Source organism: Polaribacter sp. SA4-12, assembly GCF_002163675.1.
Classification (GTDB): Bacteria; Bacteroidota; Bacteroidia; order Flavobacteriales; family Flavobacteriaceae; genus Polaribacter.
Genome location: NZ_CP019334.1, coordinates 2039774 through 2066043, shown reverse-complemented (window position 1 = coordinate 2066043; position 26270 = coordinate 2039774). Strand labels below are relative to the sequence as shown.

Here is a 26270-nt window from a genome sequence, read left to right as displayed (position 1 = left end):
GCGTGCCCAAATTATTTTAAATTTCGTATTATAAAATCTATCAGAAGTAAAAATTTTGGTAGATTTTTTTTATGAACTTCTATCTAGTTTTAAATAATTTCGTCAGGCTTTCCGCACTCGCTTTTTTATTTTGAAAAAAAATAAAAAGAGCTCAAACAGATGCTTCAATCCTTCACGCAAGAACATTCGTCATTTTTTAAAGAAATATCAGTTTTTAAGCTATTATTTTTATTAAATTGTGCCCTCTAAAAAGTTTGTAAAGAAGCAACCTCAACATTTCTGAATTACTTTTTAGTTTTATGTAAATAAATTTATGAGTTTAATAAAATTAAGTATAAAAGGTATTTCTTATAGTCAAACCCAAAGCGGAGCATATGCTTTAGTTTTGAGTGAAGAAGAAGGAACAAGAACTTTACCTATTATTATTGGAGCCTTTGAAGCACAATCTATAGCAATTGCTTTAGAAACTGAAATTAGACCTCCAAGACCACTTACACACGATTTATTCAAAACCTTTTCAGACCGTTTTTTAATAACTGTAAAAGAAGTTATTATTCATAAATTAGTAGATGGAGTATTCTTTTCTAGCCTAGTTTGTGAAAGAGATGGTATAGAAGAGATAATTGACGCTAGAACTTCAGATGCAATAGCAATTGCAGTTCGTTTTGAAGCACCAATTTACACTTATGAGAATATTTTAGAAAAAGCGGGAGTTTTTCTTAAGTTAGAAGAAGAGTTTGGTATTGAAGATGATTCAGAATCAGAAGAAGACGCTTTAGATTTAGAAGATTTAGTAACTAAAAAAGAATCTACGTTTTCAGACGTCTCTTTAAAAGAACTTCACAACCAATTAAATGACGCAGTAGCTGATGAAAATTATGAGTTAGCTGCAAAAATTAGAGACGAAATAAGCAAACGCTCTTAATATTATACATTTAGATTATGAAAAAAATACTTATTGCAGTTTTTTGTTTATTATCAATTTCAATTTTTTCTCAAAATACAGAAACAGTAAATGCTGTAACAGAAATTTTACCAAGTGAAGGTTTTACTTTTGGTAGTTTTTGGAGAGGAGCTTTAGGAATGTTTTCATTAATTGTTATTGCATTCTTATTTAGCGCAAACAAAAAAGCAATTGATTGGAAAAAAGTTGCTATCGGTATTTCTTTACAATTATTAATAGCAATAGGGGTTTTAAAAGTTGAATTCATTCAAACCATTTTCGAACTTGTTGGAGGAATTTTTATAGAAATATTAGGTTATACAAAAGCAGGTAGTGAGTTCTTGTTTGCAGGTATTGTAGGTGATATGAATAAATTTGGGTACATATTTGCTTTCCAAGTTTTACCAACTATTATTTTCTTTTCTGCACTAACTTCATTGTTATTCTATTTAGGTATTATTCAAAAAGTTGTAAAAATTTTAGCAATCGTTTTATCTAAATTTTTAGGTATTTCTGGTATGGAAAGTCTTTCTGTAGCAGGTAATATCTTTTTAGGACAGACAGAAGCACCTCTTTTAATAAAAGCTTATTTAGAAAAAATGAATAAGTCAGAAATGCTATTAGTAATGATTGGTGGTATGGCAACAGTTGCAGGTGCAGTTTTAGCAGCTTACATTGGCTTTTTAGGAGGTGGAGATAAAGCGTTAGAATTAGTTTTTGCAAAACACCTTTTAGCGGCTTCAGTTATGGCAGCTCCGGGTGCAATTGTAATTTCAAAAATATTATATCCACAAACAGAAAAGGTAAATTCAGATGTTACTGTTTCACAAGAAAAAATAGGATCTAATATTTTAGATGCTATTGCAAATGGAACTACAGAAGGTTTGCGTTTAGCTGTAAATGTAGGAGCAATGCTTCTTGTTTTTGTAGCTATTATTGCAATGTTAAATGGTATTTTAGGTTGGGTTGGAGATATCACAACTTTAAACGGAATAATTGCTGAAAACACAGGTTATACAGCATTATCATTAGAATTTATTTTGGGCTCTATTTTTGCTCCATTAATGTGGTTAATTGGTGTGCCAACTGCAGATATTTCTATGATGGGACAATTATTAGGAATTAAATTAGCTGCAAGTGAATTTGTAGGTTATATACAATTAGCCGAATTAAAAGATGTAGCAAGTGCAACACATTTAACTTTTAATAAATCTATAATTATGGCTACATATATGTTATGTGGTTTTGCAAATTTTGCTTCTATAGGAATACAAATTGGAGGTATTGGCTCTTTAGCTCCAGGACAACGTAAAGTATTATCAGAATTCGGAATGAAAGCTTTAATTGGAGGTACAATTGCTTCTTTAATGTCTGCAACAATTGCAGGTATGATTATAGGTTAGTGGCGAATCGTCACAGATAATCATAAAATGTTATTTTCAATCCGTTAATAACTTTTATACAATATTTAAAAAGCATCAAGTAAAACTATTGATGCTTTTTCTATTTTTACAGAAGTTTATTATTTATGCTTACACAAATAAACCATTAAACGCTTACACATCAGAATGAAACAATATCACGACTTAGTAAAACACGTTTTAGAAAACGGAAACGAAAAAGGAGATAGAACAGGAACAGGAACAAAAAGTGTTTTTGGGCATCAAATGCGTTTTGATTTGAGTGAAGGTTTCCCAATGGTAACCACAAAGAAACTGCATTTAAAATCTATTATATATGAATTACTTTGGTTTATAAAAGGTGATACAAATATTAAATATTTACAAGAAAACGGAGTTAAAATATGGAATTCTTGGGCTGATGAAAGTGGAGATTTAGGTCCTGTTTATGGTCATCAATGGCGTAATTGGAATAGTGATGAAGTAGATCAGTTAAAAGATGTAATTGAGACTATAAAAAACAATCCTAACTCAAGAAGAATGTTGGTTTCTGCTTGGAATCCTTCAGTATTACCAGATAATTCTGTTTCTTTTTCAGAAAATGTAGCAAATGGAAAAGCAGCTTTACCTCCTTGTCATGCCTTTTTTCAGTTTTATGTTGCCGATGGAAAATTATCTTGTCAACTATATCAAAGAAGTGCAGATATATTTTTAGGAGTTCCTTTTAATATTGCTTCTTATGCTTTATTTACAATGATGATAGCACAAGTTTGTGGTTATGAAGCAGGAGAGTTTATACATACTTTTGGAGATGCTCATATTTACAATAATCATAAAGAACAATTAGAGTTACAGTTATCAAGAGATATTAGACCGTTACCCAAAATGAAAATTAATCCTGAAGTAAAAGATATTTTAGATTTTACTTTCGAAGATTTTGAGTTAATAGACTACAATCCTCATCCTCATATAAAAGGACAAGTTGCAGTTTAACTAAAATAAAAAAGAGCTTTCAAATAAATTGAAAGCTCTTTTTTTACCTTTTCATAACCTTATGTTATATGTTTAATACGCTATTTTCTGCACCTGCATAATCACTCCAAGCAAAACCATCTGCTTCTAGTTCATTTACATAAGCACCATCAACTAGGTATCTAAATTCATGAGATTTTCCTGATTCTAAATCTACTGTACCTTTAAAAGAACCATTTTTCAATTTCTTTAAAGGTGTTGCTTTTTCATTCCATTCATTAAAGCTTCCTACAACTGCTACTTTATTAGCTTCTTCAGCTGGTACAGTAAAAGTTACTTTACAAACTGGTTTGCTTTTTAAAAACTGTTTTTTAATTGCCATAATTTTTTAATTCAAGATTTTTGGTAAAAGTATAGAAGTATATACTTATAATAAAAATTGTTGCGAAAGATTTTCAAAGAATTATCAGTTTACTAAAATGACTGTATAAATTATTGATAATATCAAAAAAAAGAGAGCGTAAACTGAAGTTAATATAAAAAAGCGACTGTTTCTTTTAGCTTGATTTTCAGTGTTTTCGAATCGAAAACGTATTCGTAAACATATAAATTTGGCTTAAAATGTATCTAAAACGTCAAATCTTCAGAGAATTACTTTAAATTCGTTTAAAATTTCATGACTTTATGATTACAATTATTGCCGCAATTGCAAAGAACAATGCTTTAGGAAAAGACAATGATTTAATTTGGCATTTACCTTCAGATTTAAAAAGATTTAAGAAAATTACTTCTGGTCACCATATCTTAATGGGTAGAAATACATTTGAATCTATAGGGAAACCTTTACCAAATAGAACAACAATTATTATCACCAGAAATAAAAATTACTTTAAAGATGGTTGTTTAATTGCTCATAGTTTAGAAGAAGCAATTGAATTAGTAGAAAAAGATGATGCTATGTTTATTATTGGTGGAGCACAAATATATAAGGAAGCAATAGAAAAAGATTTAGCAGATCAATTAGATATTACACAAGTTCATCAAGAGTTTGAGGCAGATGTTTTTTTTCCAAAAATTGATTTAAATATTTGGAAAGAAACAAATAGAGAAGATTTTAAAGCTGATGAAAAAAATAAATTTGATTATAGCTTTTTAAGTTTTCAAAAGAAAGCTAATTAATTCTATTGGCTCTAAAGCCACCACCTAAATTCATTTTATATTTTTGCTGAGCAAATAAAAAGTAATTAAATAGTTTGTAATTAACTTCGTATCCATAATCTATGGTAGATTGATAGTCTATAATATTCTCATAAATACTAGAATTAAATTGATTAGGATTTCTAACTCTATTATTCCAAGTAATTACCCAAGCTCTATTTCTAGCTTCTAAATAAGGTTGAGAATAAAACCCTTCTGGTTGAGCAACAGTATTTAAAAAAGCATTAAAGCCAATATCAAAAATGATAACTTCATACTCTAAACTATCGTTAGCAATAACAACAGGTTCTTCTTTTTGTGAAATGTTCTTTTTTATTGGTGATGAGCCACAGGCCCAAAAAAAGACACCAATAGAAAATAGTAAGACTAAGTGTTTAAAAAGTTTCATAATACCTAAAGATAAAGAATTTATATAAGTTTTCCTTGTTTGAAAATGATTATTTTATTCATTTTCAATTACCGTTACTCAAAAGTAGTCTTGTTATTTAATTTAAAAAAGCTAGAATGAGTGTAAGCATGCTTTTAGTGAGTAAACGGGTTTTATCAGTCAAAAATTATTTTAAAATGAGTGATTTTAATTCTTTTAATATTATTTTTCAACTTTAAAATAAAAAGATGAAACAAAGATGCTTTTGGGTAACAGATAGTGAGTTGTATAAAGATTACCACGATAATGAATGGGGAACACCTGTTTATGATGACAAAACGCTATTTGAATTTTTGATTTTAGAAACTTTTCAAGCAGGTTTAAGTTGGATTACAATATTGAATAAAAGAGAAAATTTTAGAAAAGCTTTTGATGATTTCAATTATGAAAAGATTGCAATATATCCTGAAAGTAAATATGAATCACTGCTTCAAGATGCTGGTATTATTAGAAATAAGTTAAAAATAAGAAGTGCCATTACAAATGCAAATTTGTTTATGGAAGTTCAGAGAGAATTTGGTTCTTTTTCTAAGTTTATTTGGAGTTATGTTAACGATAAACCAATTATTAATAAATTCGAAATAAGAGCAGATGTTCCTGCAACAACAACTTTGTCGGATACTATTTCTAAAGATTTAAAAAAACGAGGATTTAAGTTTGTGGGTTCAACGGTAATGTATGCATATATGCAGGCAGTTGGTATGGTGAATGATCATACTACAGATTGTTTTAAATATCCAAATTAATGAAAATATTATCAGTTCCTAAAAAAGATCTAAAACAGATTATTTCTATTTTTAATAGAGAAATTGGTCGTTTCGTCTTCTTTGTATTTGTTTTGTTTTTTGATAGTATTTATTTTTCAGAGAATGTTACGAATTCTCAGCTATTAATTAATATTTTAATGCTAGCTGGCTTCTTTAAAATGTATTTTAGATCTACTCCAAGAGTTAAAGAATTAATGATATATGCAGTGGTCTTAGGTGTTGGAGGAGAGTATTTGTTTTCTAGAGGGTTAAGCATGTATACTTATAGACTAGAAAATGTTCCTTTATATGTACCAATAGGTCATGCAGCGTTATATGGTAGAATTTTTATGTTTAGCAAAAATTCTATTGTAAGAAAGCATCATAAAGATGTGGAGCAATTGTTTTCAATTTTTATAATAATTTTTGCTACTATATACCTGCTTTTTTTTAATGATATTTTTGGTTTTGTAATGACAATAGGTGTTTTTCTGTTACTTTGGAAAAGACCAAAAGATAGATTGTTTTTTTATTCGATGTATATTTTAGTCGCTATTTTAGAAATAGGAGGAACAGCCTTTGGCTGTTGGAAATGGCCAAGCATAGGATTTGAAGTTTTTGAATTTTTACCAAGTAATAATCCGCCAAGTGGAATTAGTTTGTTCTATTTTTTATTAGATGTTAGTTGCTTTTTTATCTATACTCAGCGTCATAAAATAACTTGGAAGCGATTGAAAAATATTAGAAGTATAACCACTTAAAATTATAATATTATCAAAAGAACGTCACAAATATCATACTTAGATTTTAAAGAAATTATTAAAACCTTTACTCGTAAAATAGGGGTTGTATTATTTATTTTTGGAATCATTTATTTAGATAGTGACACCATAACTGAAAACTTTCAAAATAATTTATCCCTTTTAAATGTTTTATCTATAATAGGATTTATCGTTTTGTATTTAAAATCTGTTAAACGAGTTAGAAACTTATTAATATATGCTTTAGTAGTTGCTTTTTTGGGAGAATTTTTCTTTTCAATTATATTGAATATGTATACTTATAGATTAGACTCTATACCAATATATGTTATTTTTGGCCACCCCATAATATATGCAAGAGTTTTTGTGTTTTCGAAATCTTCAATCATAAAAAAGCATCATAAGTTAATAGAAAATATATTATACAGCTTTGTCTCATTGTTTTCATTAGCTTATTTGTGGTTTTTTAATGATGTTTTTGGTTTTGTAATGACAATTGGGGTTTTTGCATTGTTGATTAAAAAAAAGAAAGAAAGAGTGTTTTTTTTAACAATGTATATTGTTGTTGCTATTTTAGAAATTATTGGAACAAAATTTGGTTGTTGGAAATGGCCAGATGTAGCTTTTGGTATTTTCAATTTTTTACCAAGTAATAATCCTCCAAGTGGTATCAGTTTATTTTACTTTATCCTAAGTTTTGGAGCCCACAACATTTATATATTAAGGCATAAAGAATTAGGAGCTAGATTTAAAAATATTAGAAGAATACACATTTAGAATTTGTATATTTATCCTTCAATTATAAATTAAATAGAATGAAAATAAAACAAATCATTTATGCCTTTTCTTTTGCTATATTATTAGCTTCTTGTTCATCAGAAAAGAAGGATGAAAAAGTAAAAGTAGCAACTGAATTTAATCACTTTGTAGAGCAATTTGCAGATATTAAAGTACTACGTTATAAAATACCAGGTTTTGAAGAATTGACTTTAAAAGAAAAAAAACTTGTTTATTATTTAACGCAAGCAGGTTTATCTGGTAGAGATATTATGTGGGATCAAAACTATCGTCACAACTTAAGTGTTAGAAAAGCATTAGAAAATATCAACCAAAATTACAAAGGAGATAGAGATAGTTTAGATTTTAAATCTTTTAAAACGTATTTAAAAAGAGTTTGGTTTTCTAACGGAATTCATCATCATTATTCAAATGATAAAATTAAACCAGAATTTTCAAAAGAATATTTTACAAACGAGTTGTTAAAAAAATCAAACACACAATTATCTGCAGATGTTGTTGAGGTGATGTTTAATGATACTGATAATAAAAAAGTAAATAAGAAATCTGGAGTTGATAATGTATTGTCATCAGCAATTAATTTTTATGCGCCAGATATTACAGATAAAGATGTAGTTAATTTTTATAAAACAGCTTACAAAGGGCCAAAAGGAATGCCAATTGAAGCAGGTTTAAACTCTAAATTAGTTAGAGAAGATGGTAAATTGGTAGAAAAAGTTTGGAAATCTGGAGGAATGTATGGAGCTGCAATAGACAACGTTATTGGTTGGTTAGAAAAAGCACAAGGAGTTGCAGAAAATGAAAAACAAGGAAATGCTTTAGGTTTGTTAATCGAATATTATAAAACGGGTAGTTTAGATACTTGGGATAAATATTGTATTGCTTGGGCAACATCTACTGATGGAAATATAGATTGGATTAACGGTTTTATTGAAGTATATAATGATCCTAAAGGATATAGAGGTTCTTACGAAACAGTTGTTCAAATTAAAGATTTTGACATGTCTCGTAAAATGAAAGTTTTATCTGATAATGCACAATGGTTTGAAGATAATGCACCATTAGACCCAACTCATAAAAAAGAAAATGTTGTAGGAGTTTCTTATAAAACTGTAAATGTTGCAGGTGAAGCAGGAGATTCATCACCAAGTACACCAATTGGAGTGAATTTACCAAATAATAACTGGATTCGTCAACAACATGGTTCTAAATCTGTTTCTCTTGGAAACATCATTGGAGCTTATAATAATGCTGGAGGAACAGGTCGTTTAAAAGAATTTGCAAACGATGAAGAAGAAATTAGATTAGAAGAAAAATACGGTCAGATTGCAGATAAATTACACACAGCTTTACACGAAGTTGTTGGTCATGCATCTGGTAAAATAAATGATGGTATTGGGCAACCTAAAGAAACACTTCAAAATTACGCATCTACGATGGAAGAGGGGCGTGCAGATTTAGTTGGGTTGTATTATTTAATGGATTCTAAAATACAAGAATTAGGATTAACTGATAATTGGAAAGAAACAGGAATGGCTGCTTATGATGGTTATATCAGAAATGGATTAATGGCTCAATTAGTGAGAATTGAATTAGGAAAAGATATTGAAGAAGATCACATGGTAAATCGTCAATGGGTTTCTGCTTGGGCTTTTGAACAAGGAGCAAAAGAAAACGTAATTGAAAAAGTAGTAAAAGACGGAAAAACCTTTTTTAACATAAATGATTATGACAAATTAAGAGAGATTTTTGGAAGATTATTACGTGAAGCACAACGTATAAAATCTGAAGGAGATTTTGAAGCTGCTAAAAATTTAGTTGAAGGTTATGGGGTAAAAGTAGATCAAGAAATACATAAAGAGGTTATAGAAAGAAATAAACAATTTACTTCTGCGCCTTATAGTGGTTTTGTAAACCCTGTTTTAGAGCCAGCTTTAGGTGCCGATAAATCTATTATAGATGTTATCGTAAACCAACCAAAAAGTTTTGAAGAACAAATGTTGTTTTATTCTAAACATTATAATTTTTTGGGTACAAAAAATTAAAATTTGAAAAAAGAGAAAAATTATAATTTTTTAGGAACAAAAAATTAATAATTAAAAAGCATACAATTTTAAAAACCGATTCTGAAAAGAGTCGGTTTTTTGTATTTTTACAATATGGCAAAGAAAGTTAAAGATCCTGGTTTTGGTTATAATTCTAGGCAGAATGCACAAGACATTATCAATGATGATGGTAGTAGTAATGTTTTTCATATCAATAGAAAAAAGAATATGAGCGACTTATATTCTTATTTTATAGATATTTCTTGGTTTCAATTTTTCTTGTTGATTATTCTTGCTTATACAATCTTAAACTTGTTTTTTGGTTTAATTTATGTAAGTATAGGAATCGAACAAATTACAAAACCAAAAGGAAGTTTTTTTGAGGATTTTTTAAACGGATTCTTCTTTAGTGCACAGACTTTAACAACTGTTGGTTATGGAGGTATAGCGCCAAAAGGAATTACTGCGAATTTTATTGCTGCTTTTGAAGCGATGACTGGTTTGTTAAGTTTTTCATTTATTACGGGTTTATTATATGGACGTTTTTCTAAACCAAAAGCAAATATTAAATTCAGTGATAATATAATTTTAAGAGAGTTTAAAAATGAACGAGCTATTATGTTTCGTTTAATGAATAGTAGAAAAACAGTGATGATTGAACCAGAAATAAAGGTAACATTATCTATTACAAAGAAAGATACTAAAGGAGCGTTTAAACGTGATTTTTTTACGCTACGTTTAGAAAGAAATAAGGTGATGTATCTACCTACAATTTGGACAGTCGTTCATCAAATTGATGAAGATAGTCCGTTGTTTAAATACTCTAACAAAGAAATTGAAAAGCTAGATGCGTTTCTGTATATTTTAGTAAATTATCATGAAGAATCTTTTGCTCAAAAAGTATATCAAATCCATTCTTATGATTTTGATAAACTAGAATTAGATGTAAAATATGTGCCTTCTGCAAGTTTTAATGATGAAGGTTTCACTGTTTTAGATCATGATAAATTAAGTGAAGTAGAAAAAATGTAAATCAGATTATTGTCCCCAAAAAAAACGAATAGCAACAAAAATAACGATAACAAGAATTCCGTAAAAGAGCACTTTTTTTCCAGCACCTTTGTAATAACGATCATGGTTTTTAATATCCTTTCTGTAGCTATAAATCATTAAAGCAATAAAAGCAATGATAAATAAAACCATAAAAACGATTCTTCCTGTTGTAAAATGAGCACTTAAAAACATAATTCGTATTCTTTATAAGTTGTGAATCGGTAGTAAAAGAGAAACTTTTATTTTATCAGAAAGTTTCTATATATTGTCTATCTAAAATCAACAAAAGTTGATTTTGTAAAATTACAAATTAAATGAAGAACGCCATCGTTTTTGGAGCAACATCTGGAATAGGAAAATCATTAACTGAAATGTTAGTAAAAGATGGTTATAAAGTTGCTGTTACAGGAAGAAGAATTGAGTTATTAGAAGAACTTAAAAATAAACATCCGAATCAAATTTTGGTAAAACAGAATGATATTCAGAATATAGAAGATGTCGAAAAGGTTTTTAATGAAATTATTGAAGAGTTTAAAACCATAGATTTGGTTATTCAATCTTCAGGAGTTGCTTACATAAACCCTAAACTTACTTGGGGTAAAGAAGAACAGAGTATAAATACCAACGTTTTGGGTGTTACTAGGTTGTATATTTTAGCTTATAATTTGTTTAGAAAGCAACAGTTTGGACATTTAGTAGGTATTTCTTCTATAGCTTCTATTCGTGGAAATCGTTCAGCACCCGTTTATTTTGCATCCAAAGCATATCAAAAAGCATATTTAGAGAGTTTGTATATTAAAACGAAATCGATTAAATCTAAAAAGGTTTTTATCACAGATATAAGACCTGGTTTTATAGATACAGCTATGGCTTTAGGGGAAGATCTATTTTGGTTAGTTCCTCTAGATAAAGCAGTAAAACAAATTTACACAGCAATTAAAAAGAAAAAAAGAGTTGCTTATGTTTCTAAACGTTGGCGATTAGTTGCTTGGAGTTTAAAATTAGCTCCAGCTTGGTTATTAAAAAAAGCTTTGTAGAATTAGCAAGTAATTAATAAAACCAAGAATAAAACAAAATATTAATTTCTAGTACAGAAGAACATTAACGAAAAACACCAATTATAAAACTTAAACCAATTTATGAAAAACAAAATAGCAGGAGTAACGGCATTTCATACTGCATTTAAAATAAATATGAATCAAGAACCAATTGTAAATATTGGTGAAGACAGAAAAAACCTTCGTTTTGATTTAATGAAAGAAGAAAATGAAGAATATTTAGAAGCTGCACAAAATAACGATTTAGTTGAGGTTGCAGATGCTTTAGGTGATATGTTGTATATTTTATGTGGTACTATTATAGAACATGGAATGCAAAATAAGATTGAAGAAGTTTTCAATGAAATTCAGCGCAGTAACATGAGTAAATTAGGTGAAGACGGAAAACCAATTTACAGAGAAGATGGTAAAGTGTTAAAAGGGCCTAATTATTTTAAACCCAATATTGCAGAAATTTTAGAAAAATAAAATATTACAAGTATCTGTTATACCAACTTTCTTCAATAGGGATTTCCCAATTGTTTTCGAAATCAAGTTTAGTGGTAATTAAATTGTCAAAAATGATGGTTTTTGCAGTAACAGCTTTGTTTTTTAGAAGCTTTTTAAAGTCTTTTAAATCTTTGTATTGTACATATTCACCTTGTTTAAAACAAGCATTCATTTTGTCTAATAATTCAATTTCGTATTCTTGTTGTAGACCTAAAATGAAAGAAACAGAAGTATCTATATCAGCATTTGTTAGTGGTGAGTTTTCATCATCAGCAACAAGAATAATAAATCTGTTGTATAGAAACTTGTAGGAAGCTTTAAAGTTTTCGTCATCAGATTTCCAGATTTCAACAAAAGTTTTTATTTTGTTTTCTATTCCTTCAAGTTCATTTGGATAAAATTTTCTACTAGAAGGGTAAATCCAAACTTTTGCTTCTTCGGTAATTAAGGAATAATCTGTAAACATTTTATATATTTTTCGCTGCAAATATACAGAAAAGAAAAACCGCAAATCAATTTATTAATTTGCGGTTTTAAAATTTTATCTTTTAAAGAATTAAGCTTCTTTTGCTTGTAAGTTTTTAACTAGTTTAACAAAATCGTCTTGTACACTTAGTCCTTTGTCTTTGTTGTACCAAACTTGTAAATCTTGCTTAAATTTAGCATCTATAACACCATGTTCAGCCTTATAGTCTGCAACCATTTTACTAGCAACAGTTGGTCTTGGTCCCCAAGTATCAATTACATTATTGTCTTTATCTAAAGCGATTAATTTAGGAATTGCTTTACCACCGTTAGTTAAAAATAGGTTCATTAAATCTTCATTATCGTCTCTTAAAACTACTTTAAAATCAATAAGATTGCTCGTTTCTGCAATTTTATTAATAACAGGTAAATTTTGAGCAGCATCTCCACACCAACCTTCAGCAATTACCAACCAAGTTTGTGGTTCGCTAATTGTATTCATTTCTGCAATTGTTTCTTCAGAAACTTTAATGGTTTTGTCTAGACGTTTCATTCTTCTGTCATTTAACAAACTAAATCCTGTTATTGCTTCAGACTGTGTGTGTCCAGTAGATTTATCTTCAGTTAATAAATGACTAACTAAATCTCTAAATTCTTGATATGTATATGAGTTTTCTAAACTTTTTTCAATGATATTCTTCATCTCTTAATATTTTGTGTAAAGATATTTTTATTGATTAAAATTGACTGTAACTTTTGTTACAAATAACAATTGTTTTTTAATCATTAAAGTAGACGTAAAAAATCGAATATCTTACAACCATATTTTAAAGGAATTATTTTTTTAGATTTTTAAGGATATCTTCTGTCATAGTCGATAAATCAAATTTATGTTGCCAATTCCAATCTTTTCTAGCTTCAGAATCATCAATAGATTCTGGCCAACTATTTGCAATTTCTTGTCTAAAGTCTGGTTGATAAGAAATAGTAAATTCAGGGATATATTTTTTAATTTCTGATGCAATTTCTTCAGGAGTAAAACTAATGGCCGCTAAATTATAACCAGTTCTATTTTTTACATTTTTAGAATCAGTTTGCATTAATTGAATAGTTGCGTTAACAGCATCATCCATATACATCATTGGTAAACGTGTTTTTTCTGATAAAAAACATTCATAAGTACCTTTTTCTATGGCATTAAAAAAAATATCTACAGCATAATCTGTTGTTCCTCCACCTGGTTTAGATTTCCAAGAAATAACACCAGGATAACGTATACTTCTAACATCTACACCATATTTTTCATGATAATAATTACACCAAAATTCACCAGCAACTTTACTAATTCCATAAACTGTAGATGGTTGCATAACCGTGTTTTGAGGTGTGTTTTGTTTTGGGGTTTTAGGTCCGAAAACAGCAATAGAACTTGGCCAATATACTTGTTTTATATGCTTTTCTTTCGCAATATCTAAAACGGCTGACAAAGAATTCATATTTAAATCCCATGCTTTTTGTGGATATTTTTCAGCAGTAGCAGATAACATTGCTGCTAAAAGATAAATCTGAGTTACCTTGTATTTTTTTACTATTTTTAGAATAGTTTCTTTATCAGTTGCATCAACAATTTCAAAAGGTCCAGAAACCATCATGTTTTTATTGCCTTCTCTAATATCCGAAGCAATAACATTGTTGTTACCGTATAAATCACGGAGTTTTTGGGTAAGTTCAACACCTATTTGACCACTTGCTCCTAAAACCAAAATAACTTCACTCATATCCTTAAATTACGATTTTAATAAAAACAAATGTACTTAATTTTGGTATTCGTAAAAAATATTCTTTAAAATAATTATTCAATAATATTTGTTTAGAAAAGTAGTTGTTTGTTACAATTTTCTTAAATAAATAAACGCTGCCGTTAAAATGTGTATTTTTACCAGATATAACAATAGATCTATCGTGAAACATATATTATATTTATTTCTATCATTAATTTTATTTTCTTGTGGAAATAAAAAAAAAGATGCTCTTAAAGCTACACAAGAAAAACCTAAACGAAGTATTGCAAAAAAACATATCCGTTTAGAAAACGTTAGTTCAGATTTTAAAAATAAAATAGAAAATTGGCCAGAATTACAAAATGTAAACTCATTTATAAAGAAGTTCGAAAACGTATCTCCTAATGAAGCTTTAAGTAATGCTTTAGAATTAAGAGATTTGGTTGCAAGTTTAAAAGACAATGCAATACCAGAATTTTGCGACATTCCTTCTTTTCATGCAAGAATAAATGTTTTGCATAATGAAACATTGCGTTTGGCAGATTTAACCCTTATTCCAGCAATTACCTCTGAAGATATAAACTTGCAAGTCGATAAAACAATAAGAGCATTTTCTTCAGTAAATTCAAAAATAAACACCATTTATTCTAAAAAGCGTTTTGAGGATGCTATAGATATAAAAATAGATTATATAGGTATCGATTCTACAAAAATGGATAGTGTCTCAAAGAAATCTATCAATCTTAAGAAAATGAATGGATTGTTAGATAAGAATTATAGAAAGCAGAAATAATGAAAAATCGTTTCTTCATTCTAGTTTTAGTAACTTCTTTTTTTAGTTGTATCCCAAAAAAGGAAATAGCACCCGCGCAAGCAATATCAATAATAAAAACCAACGTACATACTTTGTTAGATGATTGGCATAAAGCTGCCTCTGAAGCAAATTACGAAGGTTATTTTAGTAAAATGGATAGCGTTTCTGTTTTTATAGGAACCGATGCTACAGAAAATTGGAATAAAAAACAATTTGAAAATTTTAGTAAACCATTTTTTGATAAAGGAAAAGCTTGGAGTTTTATAGCTTTAGAAAGAAATATTTACGTAAACGAAGCTAAAAACTTTGTTTGGTTCGATGAGTTGTTAACTACTTGGATGGGAACTTGTAGAGGTTCTGGAGTTTTAGAAAAAAAGAACAAAACCTGGAAAATTAAACATTATGTATTGTCTGTAGAAATTCCTAATAACGATGTTCAGGCAGTTATTGTTGCAAAGAAAAAAAGTGATTCTATCTTTTTAAGAAAGTTTAAGAATTAATTATTTTTGAAGCTATTTCCTGCTTTACATTATATCTTTTTTTGAGAAAAACAAAAAAAGGATGCCATTTCAATCAGGGCTAAACTAGTTGGTCTACTTTCTGTCATTGCGAAGTTTACTTTTTTGTAAACTGTGGCAATCTCATTTTAAAAAAGCAATTACTTCGTTTTCTTGTAATGAAGCTAATTAAGAAACAACTTCATTTACAGTTTTATAAATTAAGTTATTTTCAAAACCTTTTCGCATTAAAAAATCAATCAATTTTTTCTTTCTCTTGTAAATATTAGGTTCAGAAATCACTTCATTTCTATTTTCTGTAATTCTGTAAATAGTTTTTAGATATTCATCTTCATCAATTTCTTTTAAAGCCGTTTTAATATTGTAGGCAGAAATATCTCTAAATTTCAGTTCTCTTACAATACGCTGTTTACCTCGGTTTTTAATTCTAAATTTTCCTCGGGCATAACTTTTAGCAAAGCGTTCTTCGTTTAAAAAATTGTCTTTCATCAAGCTTAAGAGTATCATTTCTTTGGCTTCGGGAATTAAATTGTATTCCCTCATTTTTTGCTCAACTTCTTTATGACATCGATCTTGATAAACGCAATAATTCTCTAACTTTCGTTTTATTTCATCAACTGTAAAAGATTTTTTTAGCTTCATAAAAATTAGAATTAAGATTTTTCTATTATTTTAATTTTATTTTTGTATTTTAATCAAAATTTCCTCTGAATGAAAAAAACAATACTCATACTTTTAAGTATATTTTTATCAAATGTACTCTTTTCTCAAACAATTTTATCAGCTGGTGATATTGCTATTATTCAATATAATTCAGACCCAAATCCAGAAGTTATAAAGTTTGTAGCGTTTCGAAGTATGGAACCTGGAACGACAATTAATTTTACAGATAATGGTTGGAATGGTACTGCTTTTAGAACTACAGAGGGTGTTCATATTTGGACAGTAGGAAGTTCTATTTCTTGTGGAGAGGTTGTGACTGTTAGTATACCTAATAGTAACTTTAATTTAAATGCTAGTGGAGATCAAATTTTTGCTTATCAAGGAACACTAGCTTCTCCAAGTTTTATATTTGGTATAAATGTTAGTACAGGAGATTGGGTAGATTCGACTCCAGCATCTAGAAAAACAGCATTACCTAGCACTTTAATTGATGGTACAAATGCGGTTAGTTTAAGTCATATAGATAATACAAAATATACAGGTTCTTTAAGCGGATCTAAAACTACAATACTTTCTAATATTTGTACTCCAGGAAATTGGACAGGTTCTAATTCTACAGTGCAAAATTTTACGGGTACTTTTAATTCTTCTTCTACTTGGAGTTCTGGTTCTTGGTCTATTGCTGGATCAGATTATTTTGAAGCAATTATTAGTGATGATTATGATACAACAACAGATGGAGATTTTGAAACCTGTAACTGTACAGTAAATTCTGGAAATACATTAACTGTAAATTCAGGAGGAACCGTAAAAGTTATTGATGATATCACAAATAATGGTACCATCTTAGTAGAAAGTGGAGGCTCTGTAGTGCAAGTTTCTTCAGATGGTACAAATTCTGGTACAGGTTATACTGTAGAGAGAGCGTCTACTTCTCAATCATCTTATCATGTTTTTACATATTGGTCTACACCAATTACTTCGGCAACATTTGCGGCAGTTTCACCAAGTACTCATTTGTATTACTCTTTTGATGCAGGTAGTCAAGCTTGGGTAGAAGGGAATTCTGGTACAGCAATGAGTCCTGGAATAGGCTATGCTTTAGAAGGTCCAGATACAGGTTCTTATCCTGGAGTGCAAACATCTTCTTTTACAGGAGCACCATTTAATAATGGCAATATTTCTGTCGGACTTAGTTTTAGTTCAGATGGAGATGCTGATAATGATTGGAATTTAGTAGGGAATCCTTATCCTTCTGCAATTGATGCAGATACTTTTTTAGCTGATAATTCTGCTACAATTGGAGGGACCATTTATTTTTGGACACACAATACAGATGAAGATGGAACAGAAGATAATACAGAAGATGACTATGCAATGTATAATGGAACTGGTTCTGCAGCTGCAACAGGAGGTGTTGCACCTGATGGTAATATAGCTTCTGCTCAAGGTTTTTTTGTACAAGCAATTTCTAGTGGTTTTTTGGTTTTTAATAATGATATGAGAATTTCTGGAAGTAATACTACTTTTTTTAAATCAGAAAAGACAAAAGAAGAAAGTTTCAATAGAGACAGAATCTGGTTAAATTTAACAACAGATAAATCGTTTAGTCAGATTTTAGTTGGTTTTATTAATGGAGCTACAGATGCTGTAGATCGTATGTATGATGGTGTTCGTTTTTTAGGAAAAACAAGTTTAAATTTATATTCATTAATAGATGACATTCATTACGGAATTCAAGGAAAATCTAGTTTAAAAGAAGTAGAAGTAATTCCTATAGGATTTTCCTCAGATGTAGCAAATGAATTTACTCTTTCTATTGAAAAGATTGAAGGTAAATTAGATGAATCTAATATTTTTATAGAAGACTCTTTTTTAAATGTAAAACATAATTTAAAAGATGCTGACTATGTTTTTAATACTACAGAACCTGGAGAGTTTAATAATCGTTTTAACTTAATTATTGAAACAGAAGCATCTGTTTTAGAAGTTAAAGAAAGTGTTGTTTTAGAGGGTGTTACCGTAAAGAATTCGAATAACAATCTAATTATTGAGACTTTAAATAATACTATTATTCAAAAAGTGTTAGTTTATGATTTATTAGGAAAAGAGATTTTAGTTAAAGAGAATAAATTTTCTTATGTACAATTAAAATCATCATTTTTAAAATCTAATACTATTTTAATTATAAAAACATTTTTAGAAACAGGAGAAGTTCTTGTCAATAAAATATATAAAAATTAGTTTTTAATAGTACCGAATAAAAAAGGGTTGACATCATCATGATGTCAACCCTTTTTTTATGAAAATATATTCTTAGAAATTAGATTTGATTCTTCTCATCTAATCTTTTATCCATCTTAAAGACTTCTTCTGTAATCATTTTTTTAGGTGACGTTTTACTTTTTAACCACATTTTAAATTGTGTAATTAAGAAGAATAAAATCGGTACAACTATTAATGTTAAGAAGGTTGCTACGAATAAACCATAAATAACTGTCCAAGCTAAAGGTCCCCAAAAAACAACATTGTCTCCTCCAAAATAGATATTAGGATCATAATCAGTAAATAAACTAAAGAAGTTAATATTTAAACCAATTGCCAAAGGAATTAAACCTAAGATCGTTGTAATTGCAGTTAATAAAACAGGTCTTAAACGTGCTCTACCAGCTCTTACAATCATTTCGTATAGTGTTTCCTTATCTAAGTAATCTTCATGATCTAAACCTAATTCTCCTTTCTTTCTATCAATTAACAATTGTGCGTAATCTAACAGTACAACTCCGTTATTTACTACAATTCCTGCAAGAGAAATAATACCCATCATTGTCATCATAATAACAAATGAACTACCAGAAATAACAATACCACCAAATACACCAATGAAGCTTAAGAAAATTGCGATCATTATAATTCCTGGTTTAGAAACTGAGTTAAATTGGAAAATTAGAATGAAGAAAATTAATGCCAAACCAGTAAAGAATGCCCCAACTAAGAATAACATTTGTTTGTTTTGCTCTTCTAATTGACCAGTGTAATCAATTTTAATTCCTTCAGGTAAATTTTTAAAGTTTTTCATTTCTTCTCTAATCTTACCAACAACAGCACCTGCATCTGTTTCTCCTGGAGCTAAAGCAGAATAAACGGTAACAACTCTTCTTACATCTTTATGTTTAATAGCACTAAAACCAGAGTTATTTTTTTGTGTTGCTACTGTAGAAACCGGAATCTCTTTTATTTTACCAGAAGCCATATCTCTAAAAATAATATTCTGATTAAATAAGGCACTTTTATTATATCTATTTTCTTTGTTAAAACGAACATAGATATCGTAATCTTCACCATCTTCTTTATAAACACCAGCTTTGTTACCAAAAATTGAAGCTCTTAGTTGTTGTCCTACTTGTCCTGTAGAAACACCTAATTCACCTGCTTTTTTTCTGTCAACTAAAACTTCCATTCCAGGTTTGTCTCTGTTTACATCAATCTTTAATTCATCAATTCCAGAAATACTTTTTGTATTAATGTAATCGCGCATTCTTTGAGCTGTAAGAATTAATTCAGCATAATCATCACCTTCAATTTCAATATTAATTGGAGATCCAACTGGTGGACCATTTGCATCTTTTTCTACAGAAATTAAAACTCCAGGATAAATACCAACCAAAGCAGTTTGTACTTTCTGTCGCATTAATTCACTGTCTAATCCTTTTCTATATTTATATTCTCTCATAGAGGCAGTAACTTTACCTTTATGAGGCATTTCTGCTGCAGAACCTCCATCTGTTTGTGGGTTTCCTGCTCCTTCACCAACTTGAGATACTAAGCTTTCCACCATAAAGTTATGGTCTCCATCCATATATTCATCACCATATAAAACGTCGGCAACTCTTTCTTCAATTAGTTTTGTAATTGAATTTGTTTTTTCAATATCTGTTCCTTCTGGATATTCTATATAGACAATAATCTGATTTGGTTTGTTGTCTGGAAAGAACTCTACTTTTGTTCTTTGTGTTCCTAAAGACCATCCAAAAGCTATAAATGAAGCAATTAATAAAGCAAAAGTTAAAGTAACTAAAGCATAAGGCGTTTTACCTGTTAAAGCACCTCTTAAACGGTTTTCGTACCAGCTTTCTAATCTTGGTAATACTTTATTTTGAAAACTATTTGCCCAACCTCTTAAGAATAATCGATAAACCCAAAGCATAATTGCTGTAAAAATCATTAAAGAGCCAAGAGCACTATAAGCACCGCCAGTTATTAAAACAATGATTCCTAATAGCGTCATTACACCTGTAAGAATAGCTATTTTTTTGATCGGCATATCTACATCTTCTACACTCATAAATTGAGAAACCAATACTGAGTTAAAGAAAATTGCAACTAATAAAGAAGAACCTAAAACGGTAGATAATGTTATTGGTAATAATACCATAAAATCTCCCATTACTCCAGGCCAAAGACCTAAAGGGATAAATGCAGCAACAGTTGTAGCAGTAGAAATTATAATTGGAAATGCAATTTCGCTAATTCCTTTTTTTGCAGCTTCAATTCTGCTCATTCCTTCTTCATCCATTAAACGATATACGTTTTCGACGACGACAATTCCATTATCAACCAGCATTCCTAATCCCATAATTAATCCAAAAAGAATCATGGTATTCATGGTGTAGCCTAATAGGTTTAAGATCATTAATGACATAAACATAGACATCGGTATTGCAAAACCAACAAAGACTGCGTTTTTAAATCCTAAGAAAAACATTAAAACAGTTACTACTAAGAAAACACCAAAAATAATGTTGTTTACTAAATCGTCTACTTGACCAATTGTTTTAGAAGATTGATCGTTAACAATAGTAACTTTCAAATCTTTTGGAAAATGATTAAGGATAGCTTCATCTACAATTAGTTGTATTTGTTCTGATGCTGCAACCATGTTCTCGCCAGCTCTTTTTTTAACATCCAACATTACAACCGCTTTCCCTTTTTCTCTTGCGTAGGTTGTTTTTTCTTTATCTTTAAATGCAACAGTTGCTACATCTTTTAAATAAATAGGATTGTTAAATTCAGATTTAACTACAAAATCTTCTAAAGCTATCGGTTTTTCAATTTCACCAATAATTCTAACAGTTCTTCTTTGTCCACTTGTAATAAAGTTACCAGCAGACATGGTTACGTTTCCGTTACTAATTGCAGAAGTAATATCATTAAAACTGACTTTTGCAGCCATCATTTTATAAATATCTACTGCAACTTCAACTTCTTTTTCTTGTGCTCCACGAATATCTGCTTTCTTAATTTCTGATAAATCTTCTATTTCATCTTGTAAATATTCTGCAAACTCTTTTAGTTTGTAAACAGGATAATCACCAGAAATATTAATATTTAAGATAGGTACTTCTTCAGACATGCTTAAATTAAAAACATTAGGCTCTATTTTAGCACCATTAAATGTTGGCCAATCTTCACTTGCTGTTTCTGTAGATAATTCGTCTTTAATTTTTTGTTTAGCAAGTTCTACTGAGATGTTTTCATCAAACTCAACAACTACCATTGAGTAATCTTCTTGAGATGTTGAGGTAACTTCTATAACATTACTTACGGATTTTACTTTATCTTCTATAGGGTCTGTAATCAGTTTTTCTATATCTTCAGCAGTATTTCCAGGGAAAGGTGTACTAATATATATTTTCGTTTCTTTTACTTCAGGGAAATTTTCTCTGGCCATACTTAAATAAGCAGAAATACCATAGAAAAATAATACACCCATTATTACGTAAATGGTTGTTTTATTGTGAATTGCCCAAGAAGATAATTTAAACTCTTTATCGACTTGTTTTTTTTGTTTTGTCATCTCTAATATTTTTATTTATTGATAACTTTTACAGTTTGCCCATTGTTTACACTACGTGCTCCTTCTTTTATAATTTCTGTGCCAACAGGTAAGTTTTCTAAAACTTCAATAAAATTTCCTTGAGTTTTACCTGTCTTAATAATAACTCTTTCTGCAATTGCTTCATTATTTGAGTTTTTACTTTTAATTGCATACACAAATTGTTCACCATTAGCGTTTTCAGAAATAATACTTTGAGGTATTAAAATTGCTGAGTTATCTGTGTAATCATTAATTTGAAGTTTTGCAGTTAAATTAGGTTTTATATTTCCGCTTTTGTTTGTAACAGGTACTTCAACTTTAAAAGATCTGTTATTTGGGTTGATAAAACTACCAACTTGTCTTATTTTACTATTCATAGTTGTTCCAAGTACAGGGAACTCTATTTTTACTTCTTTGTTTTTATGAATACTTGCTATATATCTTTCAGGTACTTCTGCTTCTAAATACATATTGTTAAGATTCACGATTCTAAAAATTTCAGAACCTTGTCCTGGTGCAATAACAGTTCCTGCATCTTTAATAACATCATCTATAACTCCAGAAAAAGGTGCTCTAATTGATGATTTAGCATGTTGACTGTTAAGTTGTTTTAAAGCACTTTTTTGAGATTCGTAACTAGTTTTTGTTTGTAAAAACTGAATTTCTGATCCTATTTTTTGTTCCCATAAACGTTTTTGACGCTCATAAGTAGTTTTAGCTAATTGAGTTGTTCCTTCTAATTGGGTAACTTGGTTGCTTAACCCTCCATCGTCTATAGTTGCTAATAACTGACCTTTAGTAACGTATTGACCTTCTATAACATGAACTTTTTGTAAAATTCCAGCCATTTCAGGGTAAATTAAAATGTTTTGCTTTGTTTTTACACTTCCTTGAATTTCTAAATAATGTTTAAAAATTGCTTCTTTTGCAGTGAAAGTTGTTATTAAAGGCAATTTTTTAACAGTATCTTTTTTAGAAATAGCGCTGTTTATTGCTTCTAACTCTATATTTATTTTTTCTAAGTTGGTTGTGATTTCCTTTTTCTTAGCAGTTAATTCTTTTAAATTACCTGTAGCGACTAAATCTGCTATAGATGTTGTTTTCTTCTCTCCACAAGAAATTAAAACAAGTGTGATTACTAATAATGAATATATTTTTCTCATTGTTTGGTAGTTATTTGATTGGTAGGTTTAATGCGTTTTCTAATGTTGCTTTCTTAGCAATTACATCTAACATAGATTGAATGTAATTTTGTTGTTGTGAGTATAATTGGTTTTGAGCTTGTAGTAAATCGAAGCTAGAAGAAATTCCCTCAAAGAATTTAATTCGTTGTTTCTTTTCTATTCTTTCTGCTAAACCAACATTCTTCTTTGCTGTACTATAGTTTTCGATACTTAATTGATAATCACTTTTTGCTTTTTCTGCCAATAAACTTAAACGTTGTTTGGTTTCTTCTAATCTAATATCTGCATTTTCTAGGGCAATTTTTGCTTGTTTAGTTTTAGAACTTCTTCCTAAACTACTAAAAATAGGTATGTTTAAACTCACACCTAATAATGAAGAGTTAAACCATTGTTGTTCACTTTTTAGAAATGAAAATGTTTCTGAATATCCTTGTGCTCCATAATTTACAAATGCAGACAAAGTTGGTAAAGCTTTACTTTTTTCTAATTGAACAAGTAAGCGTTTAGATTCTCTGTCATTTTCGGCAATTTTAAAATCTACGTGATCAGTAAAACTAAATTTTTCTGATACAATACTTAAATTAATATTGCTTTCTGCTAATGAGTCTAAAGAATCAGTCAGAATAAGTTTAGTTTCAATAGAGCTTCCTAAAGAAAGATTTAGCATTTTGTATGCAATGTCTTTCATTCTCTTTACACTACTTAATTGACTATTTAAGTTACCTAATGTAATTTCTAATTGCTCTACATCCTCTTCTTCATTTAATCCGTTTTCGTAGATTTTTTTTACATCACTTAAGTTTTTCTTAAGAATTTTTATGTTTCCTTCTAAAATAGAAATACTGCTTTCTGAAATTAAAACATTTCCATAAGCATTTATTACAGCTTCTCTTGTTAAGAGTTCTGTTTTTTCATTTGCTTGTTTAGAAATTTTTAAATATGTCTTAGAAGCTTGTAAGCCTACTAAATAAGAGCCATCAAAAAGTAATTGCTTTAATGTAACAGTTGCACCTATATTTTGTTTAGTGCTAAATGTTACTGGCGTAAAAGTACCTGGAGTTCCTCCTGTAATTTCTGCTGGTAACAAAGAAACTTGTTGTTTTAACCAATTTTGATAATCTATTGCACCGTTTATTTGAGGTAAACCGATTGTAGTTGTTTCCCAAACTTTTTCGGTGGCAGATTTAATATCATTTTTAGATGCTTTTGTATTGTAGCTATTCTCTATAGCAAAGGTTATAGCTTCATTTAGAGATAAGTTCATTGTTTTTTCTTGCGCATTTGTTATCAAGAAAAAGCAAGTACTTATACATGCCAGAATTAATTTTTTCATGTGGTTTTTATTTCAGTTTTAATTGGTTTTCTAATTGTTGGATTCCTTTTTCGGTGCAAATTCCTCGTAAATGATATTCTAAATAGTAATTCATTAATGTATTCATGGAATAATCATTTAATGGAAATAGATCTTTATCTTTAATGCTAACCATCCCATTAAAATAAATTCTCGAAATGAATTCAAGATCTATGTCACTTCTATATAAATCGATTTCAATTCCACTCTTCAAATTTTCAATAACGCAACCCTGCATAACATGAAACTGTTTTTGCTTTAAAGATGCATAAATCTTTGGGTAATATTTTTGAAGTTGATACTGTGGAGAAGATTTTTCATCCTTTAAATTGTCCATAACAAACCTTTTTATTGAAAATATTTCATCAATAGGATTCATTTTTAGATCACAAATACCATTAATTCCGCAACTAACAGCATCAAACATATGATGAGTTACAGCAGCAACAAGTTCAGTTTTGTTCTTAAAGTATTTGTAAATCGTTTTTTTTGAAACCCCTAAAGCACTGGCAATTTCATCCATGGTAACACTCTTAAAACCTAGGTTTAAGAAGAGTTCGTTCGATTTTTCTATTATTTTTTCTCTCATAATTTGAGCGCAAATGTACAATAGGAAACTTTAGAAACCAATAAAGTTTCCAAAGTTTTATTAATTTTTTAACATTTGAATTAAAATGTAAAATTTCTTTACATTATTTTTACAAAAAATTACAGATTTGGACATTTTACATTATCAGAAAGATTTCATAGACTATTTAGAATCTAAAAAGTGGGTTAATGAACCTAAAAACTTATATGAACCAATTGATTATATCATAAAATTAGGAGGTAAACGAATGCGCCCTATTTTAACTTTAATGGCTGCAGATATTTTTTCTGGGGGATATGAAAAAGCAATGCCAGCTGCTTTAGCTGTTGAGGTTTTTCATAACTTTACATTAATTCATGATGATATTATGGATGATGCACCGTTAAGAAGAGGTAAAGAAACTGTTCATGAAAAGTGGGATATTAACACGGGTATTCTTTCTGGAGATGCAATGTTGATTTTAGCGTATCAATATTTTGAAAATTACGAACCTGTTGTATTTCAGAAATTAGCACAACTTTTTAGTAAAACTGCTTTAGAGGTTTGTGATGGACAACAATTAGATGTCGATTTTGAAACGAGAAATGATGTAACTATCGAAGAATATATTAATATGATTCGTTTAAAAACATCCGTTTTAGTAGCTGCTGCATTAAAAATGGGAGCTATAGTTGCAGAAACAAGTGAAGAACACGCAAACTTAATTTATGATTTTGGTTTAAATTTAGGTTTGGCCTTTCAGCTTCAAGATGATTATTTAGATACTTTTGGAGATCCTAAAACATTTGGAAAACAAGTTGGAGGAGATATTATCGAAAATAAAAAAACGTATTTATATTTAAAATCATTAGAAGTTGCTAATGAGTTAGATAGAGGTAAGTTGCAGTTTTTTTACAATCAAAAACTAAAAGATAATTCGATTAAAATTACAGAAGTTACTCGAATTTTTGAGGTAAATGATATTCCTGTTTTAATAAAAGAACAGATTAAAAACTATACTGATAAGGCTTTCAGTACTTTATCAGCCATGAATATCTCAGAAGAGAATCAACAAGGTTTAAAGAATTTTGGACTTTGGCTTATGAATAGAAGTGTTTAATTATTTTTTTTTAAAAAA

Annotated in this window: 26 protein-coding genes; 15 read left to right on the top strand and 11 right to left on the bottom strand. The window is 29.1% G+C overall.

Going from position 1 to position 26270, the window contains the following annotated elements; all coding sequences use genetic code 11:
- Positions 1-313 precede the first annotated feature (313 nt).
- From BTO07_RS09035 to BTO07_RS09025, 3 genes are all read left to right on the top strand, one after another.
- Complete coding sequence (locus BTO07_RS09035) at positions 314-925, top strand: bifunctional nuclease family protein (RefSeq protein WP_087520918.1); 612 nt, start codon at positions 314-316, stop codon at positions 923-925.
- Between the two features lie 17 nt (positions 926-942).
- Positions 943-2346, top strand: coding sequence for a NupC/NupG family nucleoside CNT transporter (locus BTO07_RS09030; RefSeq protein ID WP_087520917.1), 1404 nt, complete (start codon positions 943-945; stop codon positions 2344-2346).
- 165 nt (positions 2347-2511) lie between these two features.
- Complete coding sequence (locus BTO07_RS09025) at positions 2512-3336, top strand: thymidylate synthase (RefSeq protein WP_087520916.1); 825 nt, start codon at positions 2512-2514, stop codon at positions 3334-3336.
- Positions 3337-3400: 64 nt separating this feature from the next.
- On the opposite strand, the gene BTO07_RS09020 is transcribed toward BTO07_RS09025, so the two are convergent.
- Entirely contained in the window at positions 3401-3697 is a 297-nt protein-coding gene (locus tag BTO07_RS09020; RefSeq protein ID WP_087520915.1) for an isoamylase early set domain-containing protein, read from the bottom strand.
- 302 nt (positions 3698-3999) lie between these two features.
- Between BTO07_RS09020 and BTO07_RS09015 the strand changes: the two genes are divergently transcribed.
- Positions 4000-4494, top strand: a complete 495-nt coding sequence (locus BTO07_RS09015) for a dihydrofolate reductase (RefSeq protein WP_087520914.1) — start codon at positions 4000-4002, stop codon at positions 4492-4494.
- Here BTO07_RS09015 and BTO07_RS09010 read toward each other — a convergent pair.
- On the bottom strand, positions 4487-4921 hold the full coding sequence (locus BTO07_RS09010; protein WP_087520913.1) for a DUF6146 family protein: 435 nt from the start codon (positions 4919-4921) through the stop codon (positions 4487-4489). The genes BTO07_RS09015 and BTO07_RS09010 overlap by 8 nt on opposite strands.
- A gap of 227 nt (positions 4922-5148) precedes the next feature.
- Between BTO07_RS09010 and BTO07_RS09005 the strand changes: the two genes are divergently transcribed.
- The 5 genes from BTO07_RS09005 to BTO07_RS08985 all read left to right on the top strand — a co-directional run bounded on the left by BTO07_RS09005 (position 5149) and on the right by BTO07_RS08985 (position 10342).
- Entirely contained in the window at positions 5149-5706 is a 558-nt protein-coding gene (locus tag BTO07_RS09005) for a DNA-3-methyladenine glycosylase I (RefSeq protein ID WP_087520912.1), read from the top strand.
- Positions 5706-6467: a hypothetical protein gene (locus BTO07_RS09000; protein WP_087520911.1), complete on the top strand. Its 762-nt coding sequence runs from the start codon at positions 5706-5708 to the stop codon at positions 6465-6467. Before BTO07_RS09005 ends, BTO07_RS09000 begins: the two co-directional genes overlap by 1 nt.
- A 291-nt stretch (positions 6468-6758) precedes the next feature.
- On the top strand, positions 6759-7244 hold the full coding sequence (locus BTO07_RS08995; RefSeq protein ID WP_232456998.1) for a hypothetical protein: 486 nt from the start codon (positions 6759-6761) through the stop codon (positions 7242-7244).
- A 38-nt stretch (positions 7245-7282) separates the two neighbouring features.
- Entirely contained in the window at positions 7283-9310 is a 2028-nt protein-coding gene (locus BTO07_RS08990) for a dipeptidyl-peptidase 3 family protein (RefSeq protein ID WP_087520909.1), read from the top strand.
- Positions 9311-9424: 114 nt separating this feature from the next.
- A complete protein-coding gene (locus BTO07_RS08985; protein ID WP_087520908.1) occupies positions 9425-10342 on the top strand; it encodes an ion channel in 918 nt (305 codons plus the stop codon).
- A gap of 6 nt (positions 10343-10348) precedes the next feature.
- Here BTO07_RS08985 and BTO07_RS08980 read toward each other — a convergent pair whose 3' ends face one another.
- Positions 10349-10555, bottom strand: a complete 207-nt coding sequence (locus tag BTO07_RS08980; RefSeq protein ID WP_087520907.1) for a hypothetical protein — start codon at positions 10553-10555, stop codon at positions 10349-10351.
- Positions 10556-10677: 122 nt separating this feature from the next.
- Between BTO07_RS08980 and BTO07_RS08975 the strand changes: the two genes are divergently transcribed.
- On the top strand, positions 10678-11400 hold the full coding sequence (locus BTO07_RS08975; RefSeq protein ID WP_087520906.1) for an SDR family NAD(P)-dependent oxidoreductase: 723 nt from the start codon (positions 10678-10680) through the stop codon (positions 11398-11400).
- A gap of 102 nt (positions 11401-11502) precedes the next feature.
- On the top strand, positions 11503-11889 hold the full coding sequence (locus BTO07_RS08970) for a nucleoside triphosphate pyrophosphohydrolase family protein (RefSeq protein ID WP_087520905.1): 387 nt from the start codon (positions 11503-11505) through the stop codon (positions 11887-11889).
- Between the two features lie 4 nt (positions 11890-11893).
- Here BTO07_RS08970 and BTO07_RS08965 read toward each other — a convergent pair whose 3' ends face one another.
- From BTO07_RS08965 to BTO07_RS08955, 3 genes are all read right to left on the bottom strand, one after another.
- Positions 11894-12376 carry an ABC transporter ATPase gene (locus BTO07_RS08965; protein ID WP_087520904.1) on the bottom strand — a complete coding sequence of 161 codons (483 nt, stop codon included), beginning with the start codon at positions 12374-12376 and terminating at the stop codon, positions 11894-11896.
- Between the two features lie 90 nt (positions 12377-12466).
- Positions 12467-13078: a thioredoxin family protein gene (locus tag BTO07_RS08960; protein ID WP_087520903.1), complete on the bottom strand. Its 612-nt coding sequence runs from the start codon at positions 13076-13078 to the stop codon at positions 12467-12469.
- Positions 13079-13211: 133 nt separating this feature from the next.
- Positions 13212-14153 (bottom strand): NAD-dependent epimerase/dehydratase family protein, encoded by a 942-nt coding sequence (locus tag BTO07_RS08955; RefSeq protein WP_087520902.1) that lies wholly within the window; start codon positions 14151-14153, stop codon positions 13212-13214.
- A gap of 184 nt (positions 14154-14337) precedes the next feature.
- On the opposite strand from BTO07_RS08955, the gene BTO07_RS08950 reads away from it, so the two are divergent.
- Positions 14338-14949 (top strand): hypothetical protein, encoded by a 612-nt coding sequence (locus BTO07_RS08950; protein ID WP_087520901.1) that lies wholly within the window; start codon positions 14338-14340, stop codon positions 14947-14949.
- Positions 14949-15470, top strand: coding sequence for a nuclear transport factor 2 family protein (locus tag BTO07_RS08945; RefSeq protein WP_087520900.1), 522 nt, complete (start codon positions 14949-14951; stop codon positions 15468-15470). The genes BTO07_RS08950 and BTO07_RS08945 overlap by 1 nt, the downstream gene beginning before the upstream one ends.
- 186 nt (positions 15471-15656) lie before the next feature.
- Here BTO07_RS08945 and BTO07_RS08940 read toward each other — a convergent pair whose 3' ends face one another.
- Positions 15657-16136 (bottom strand): regulatory protein RecX, encoded by a 480-nt coding sequence (locus tag BTO07_RS08940; protein WP_087520899.1) that lies wholly within the window; start codon positions 16134-16136, stop codon positions 15657-15659.
- A 63-nt stretch (positions 16137-16199) separates the two neighbouring features.
- On the opposite strand from BTO07_RS08940, the gene BTO07_RS08935 reads away from it, so the two are divergent.
- Positions 16200-18395 carry a hypothetical protein gene (locus BTO07_RS08935; protein ID WP_087520898.1) on the top strand — a complete coding sequence of 732 codons (2196 nt, stop codon included), beginning with the start codon at positions 16200-16202 and terminating at the stop codon, positions 18393-18395.
- A 79-nt stretch (positions 18396-18474) separates the two neighbouring features.
- Here the strand turns inward: BTO07_RS08935 and BTO07_RS08930 are convergent, their stop codons facing one another.
- The 4 genes from BTO07_RS08930 to BTO07_RS08915 are packed head-to-tail and all read right to left on the bottom strand — an operon-like array spanning position 18475 to position 25153.
- Complete coding sequence (locus tag BTO07_RS08930; protein WP_087520897.1) at positions 18475-22008, bottom strand: efflux RND transporter permease subunit; 3534 nt, start codon at positions 22006-22008, stop codon at positions 18475-18477.
- An 11-nt stretch (positions 22009-22019) separates the two neighbouring features.
- Positions 22020-23192, bottom strand: a complete 1173-nt coding sequence (locus BTO07_RS08925) for an efflux RND transporter periplasmic adaptor subunit (protein ID WP_087520896.1) — start codon at positions 23190-23192, stop codon at positions 22020-22022.
- Between the two features lie 10 nt (positions 23193-23202).
- Entirely contained in the window at positions 23203-24546 is a 1344-nt protein-coding gene (locus BTO07_RS08920; protein WP_087520895.1) for a TolC family protein, read from the bottom strand.
- Between the two features lie 7 nt (positions 24547-24553).
- Positions 24554-25153 (bottom strand): TetR/AcrR family transcriptional regulator, encoded by a 600-nt coding sequence (locus BTO07_RS08915; protein ID WP_087520894.1) that lies wholly within the window; start codon positions 25151-25153, stop codon positions 24554-24556.
- A 127-nt stretch (positions 25154-25280) separates the two neighbouring features.
- Between BTO07_RS08915 and BTO07_RS08910 the strand changes: the two genes are divergently transcribed.
- On the top strand, positions 25281-26252 hold the full coding sequence (locus tag BTO07_RS08910) for a polyprenyl synthetase family protein (protein WP_087520893.1): 972 nt from the start codon (positions 25281-25283) through the stop codon (positions 26250-26252).
- Positions 26253-26270 lie beyond the last annotated feature (18 nt).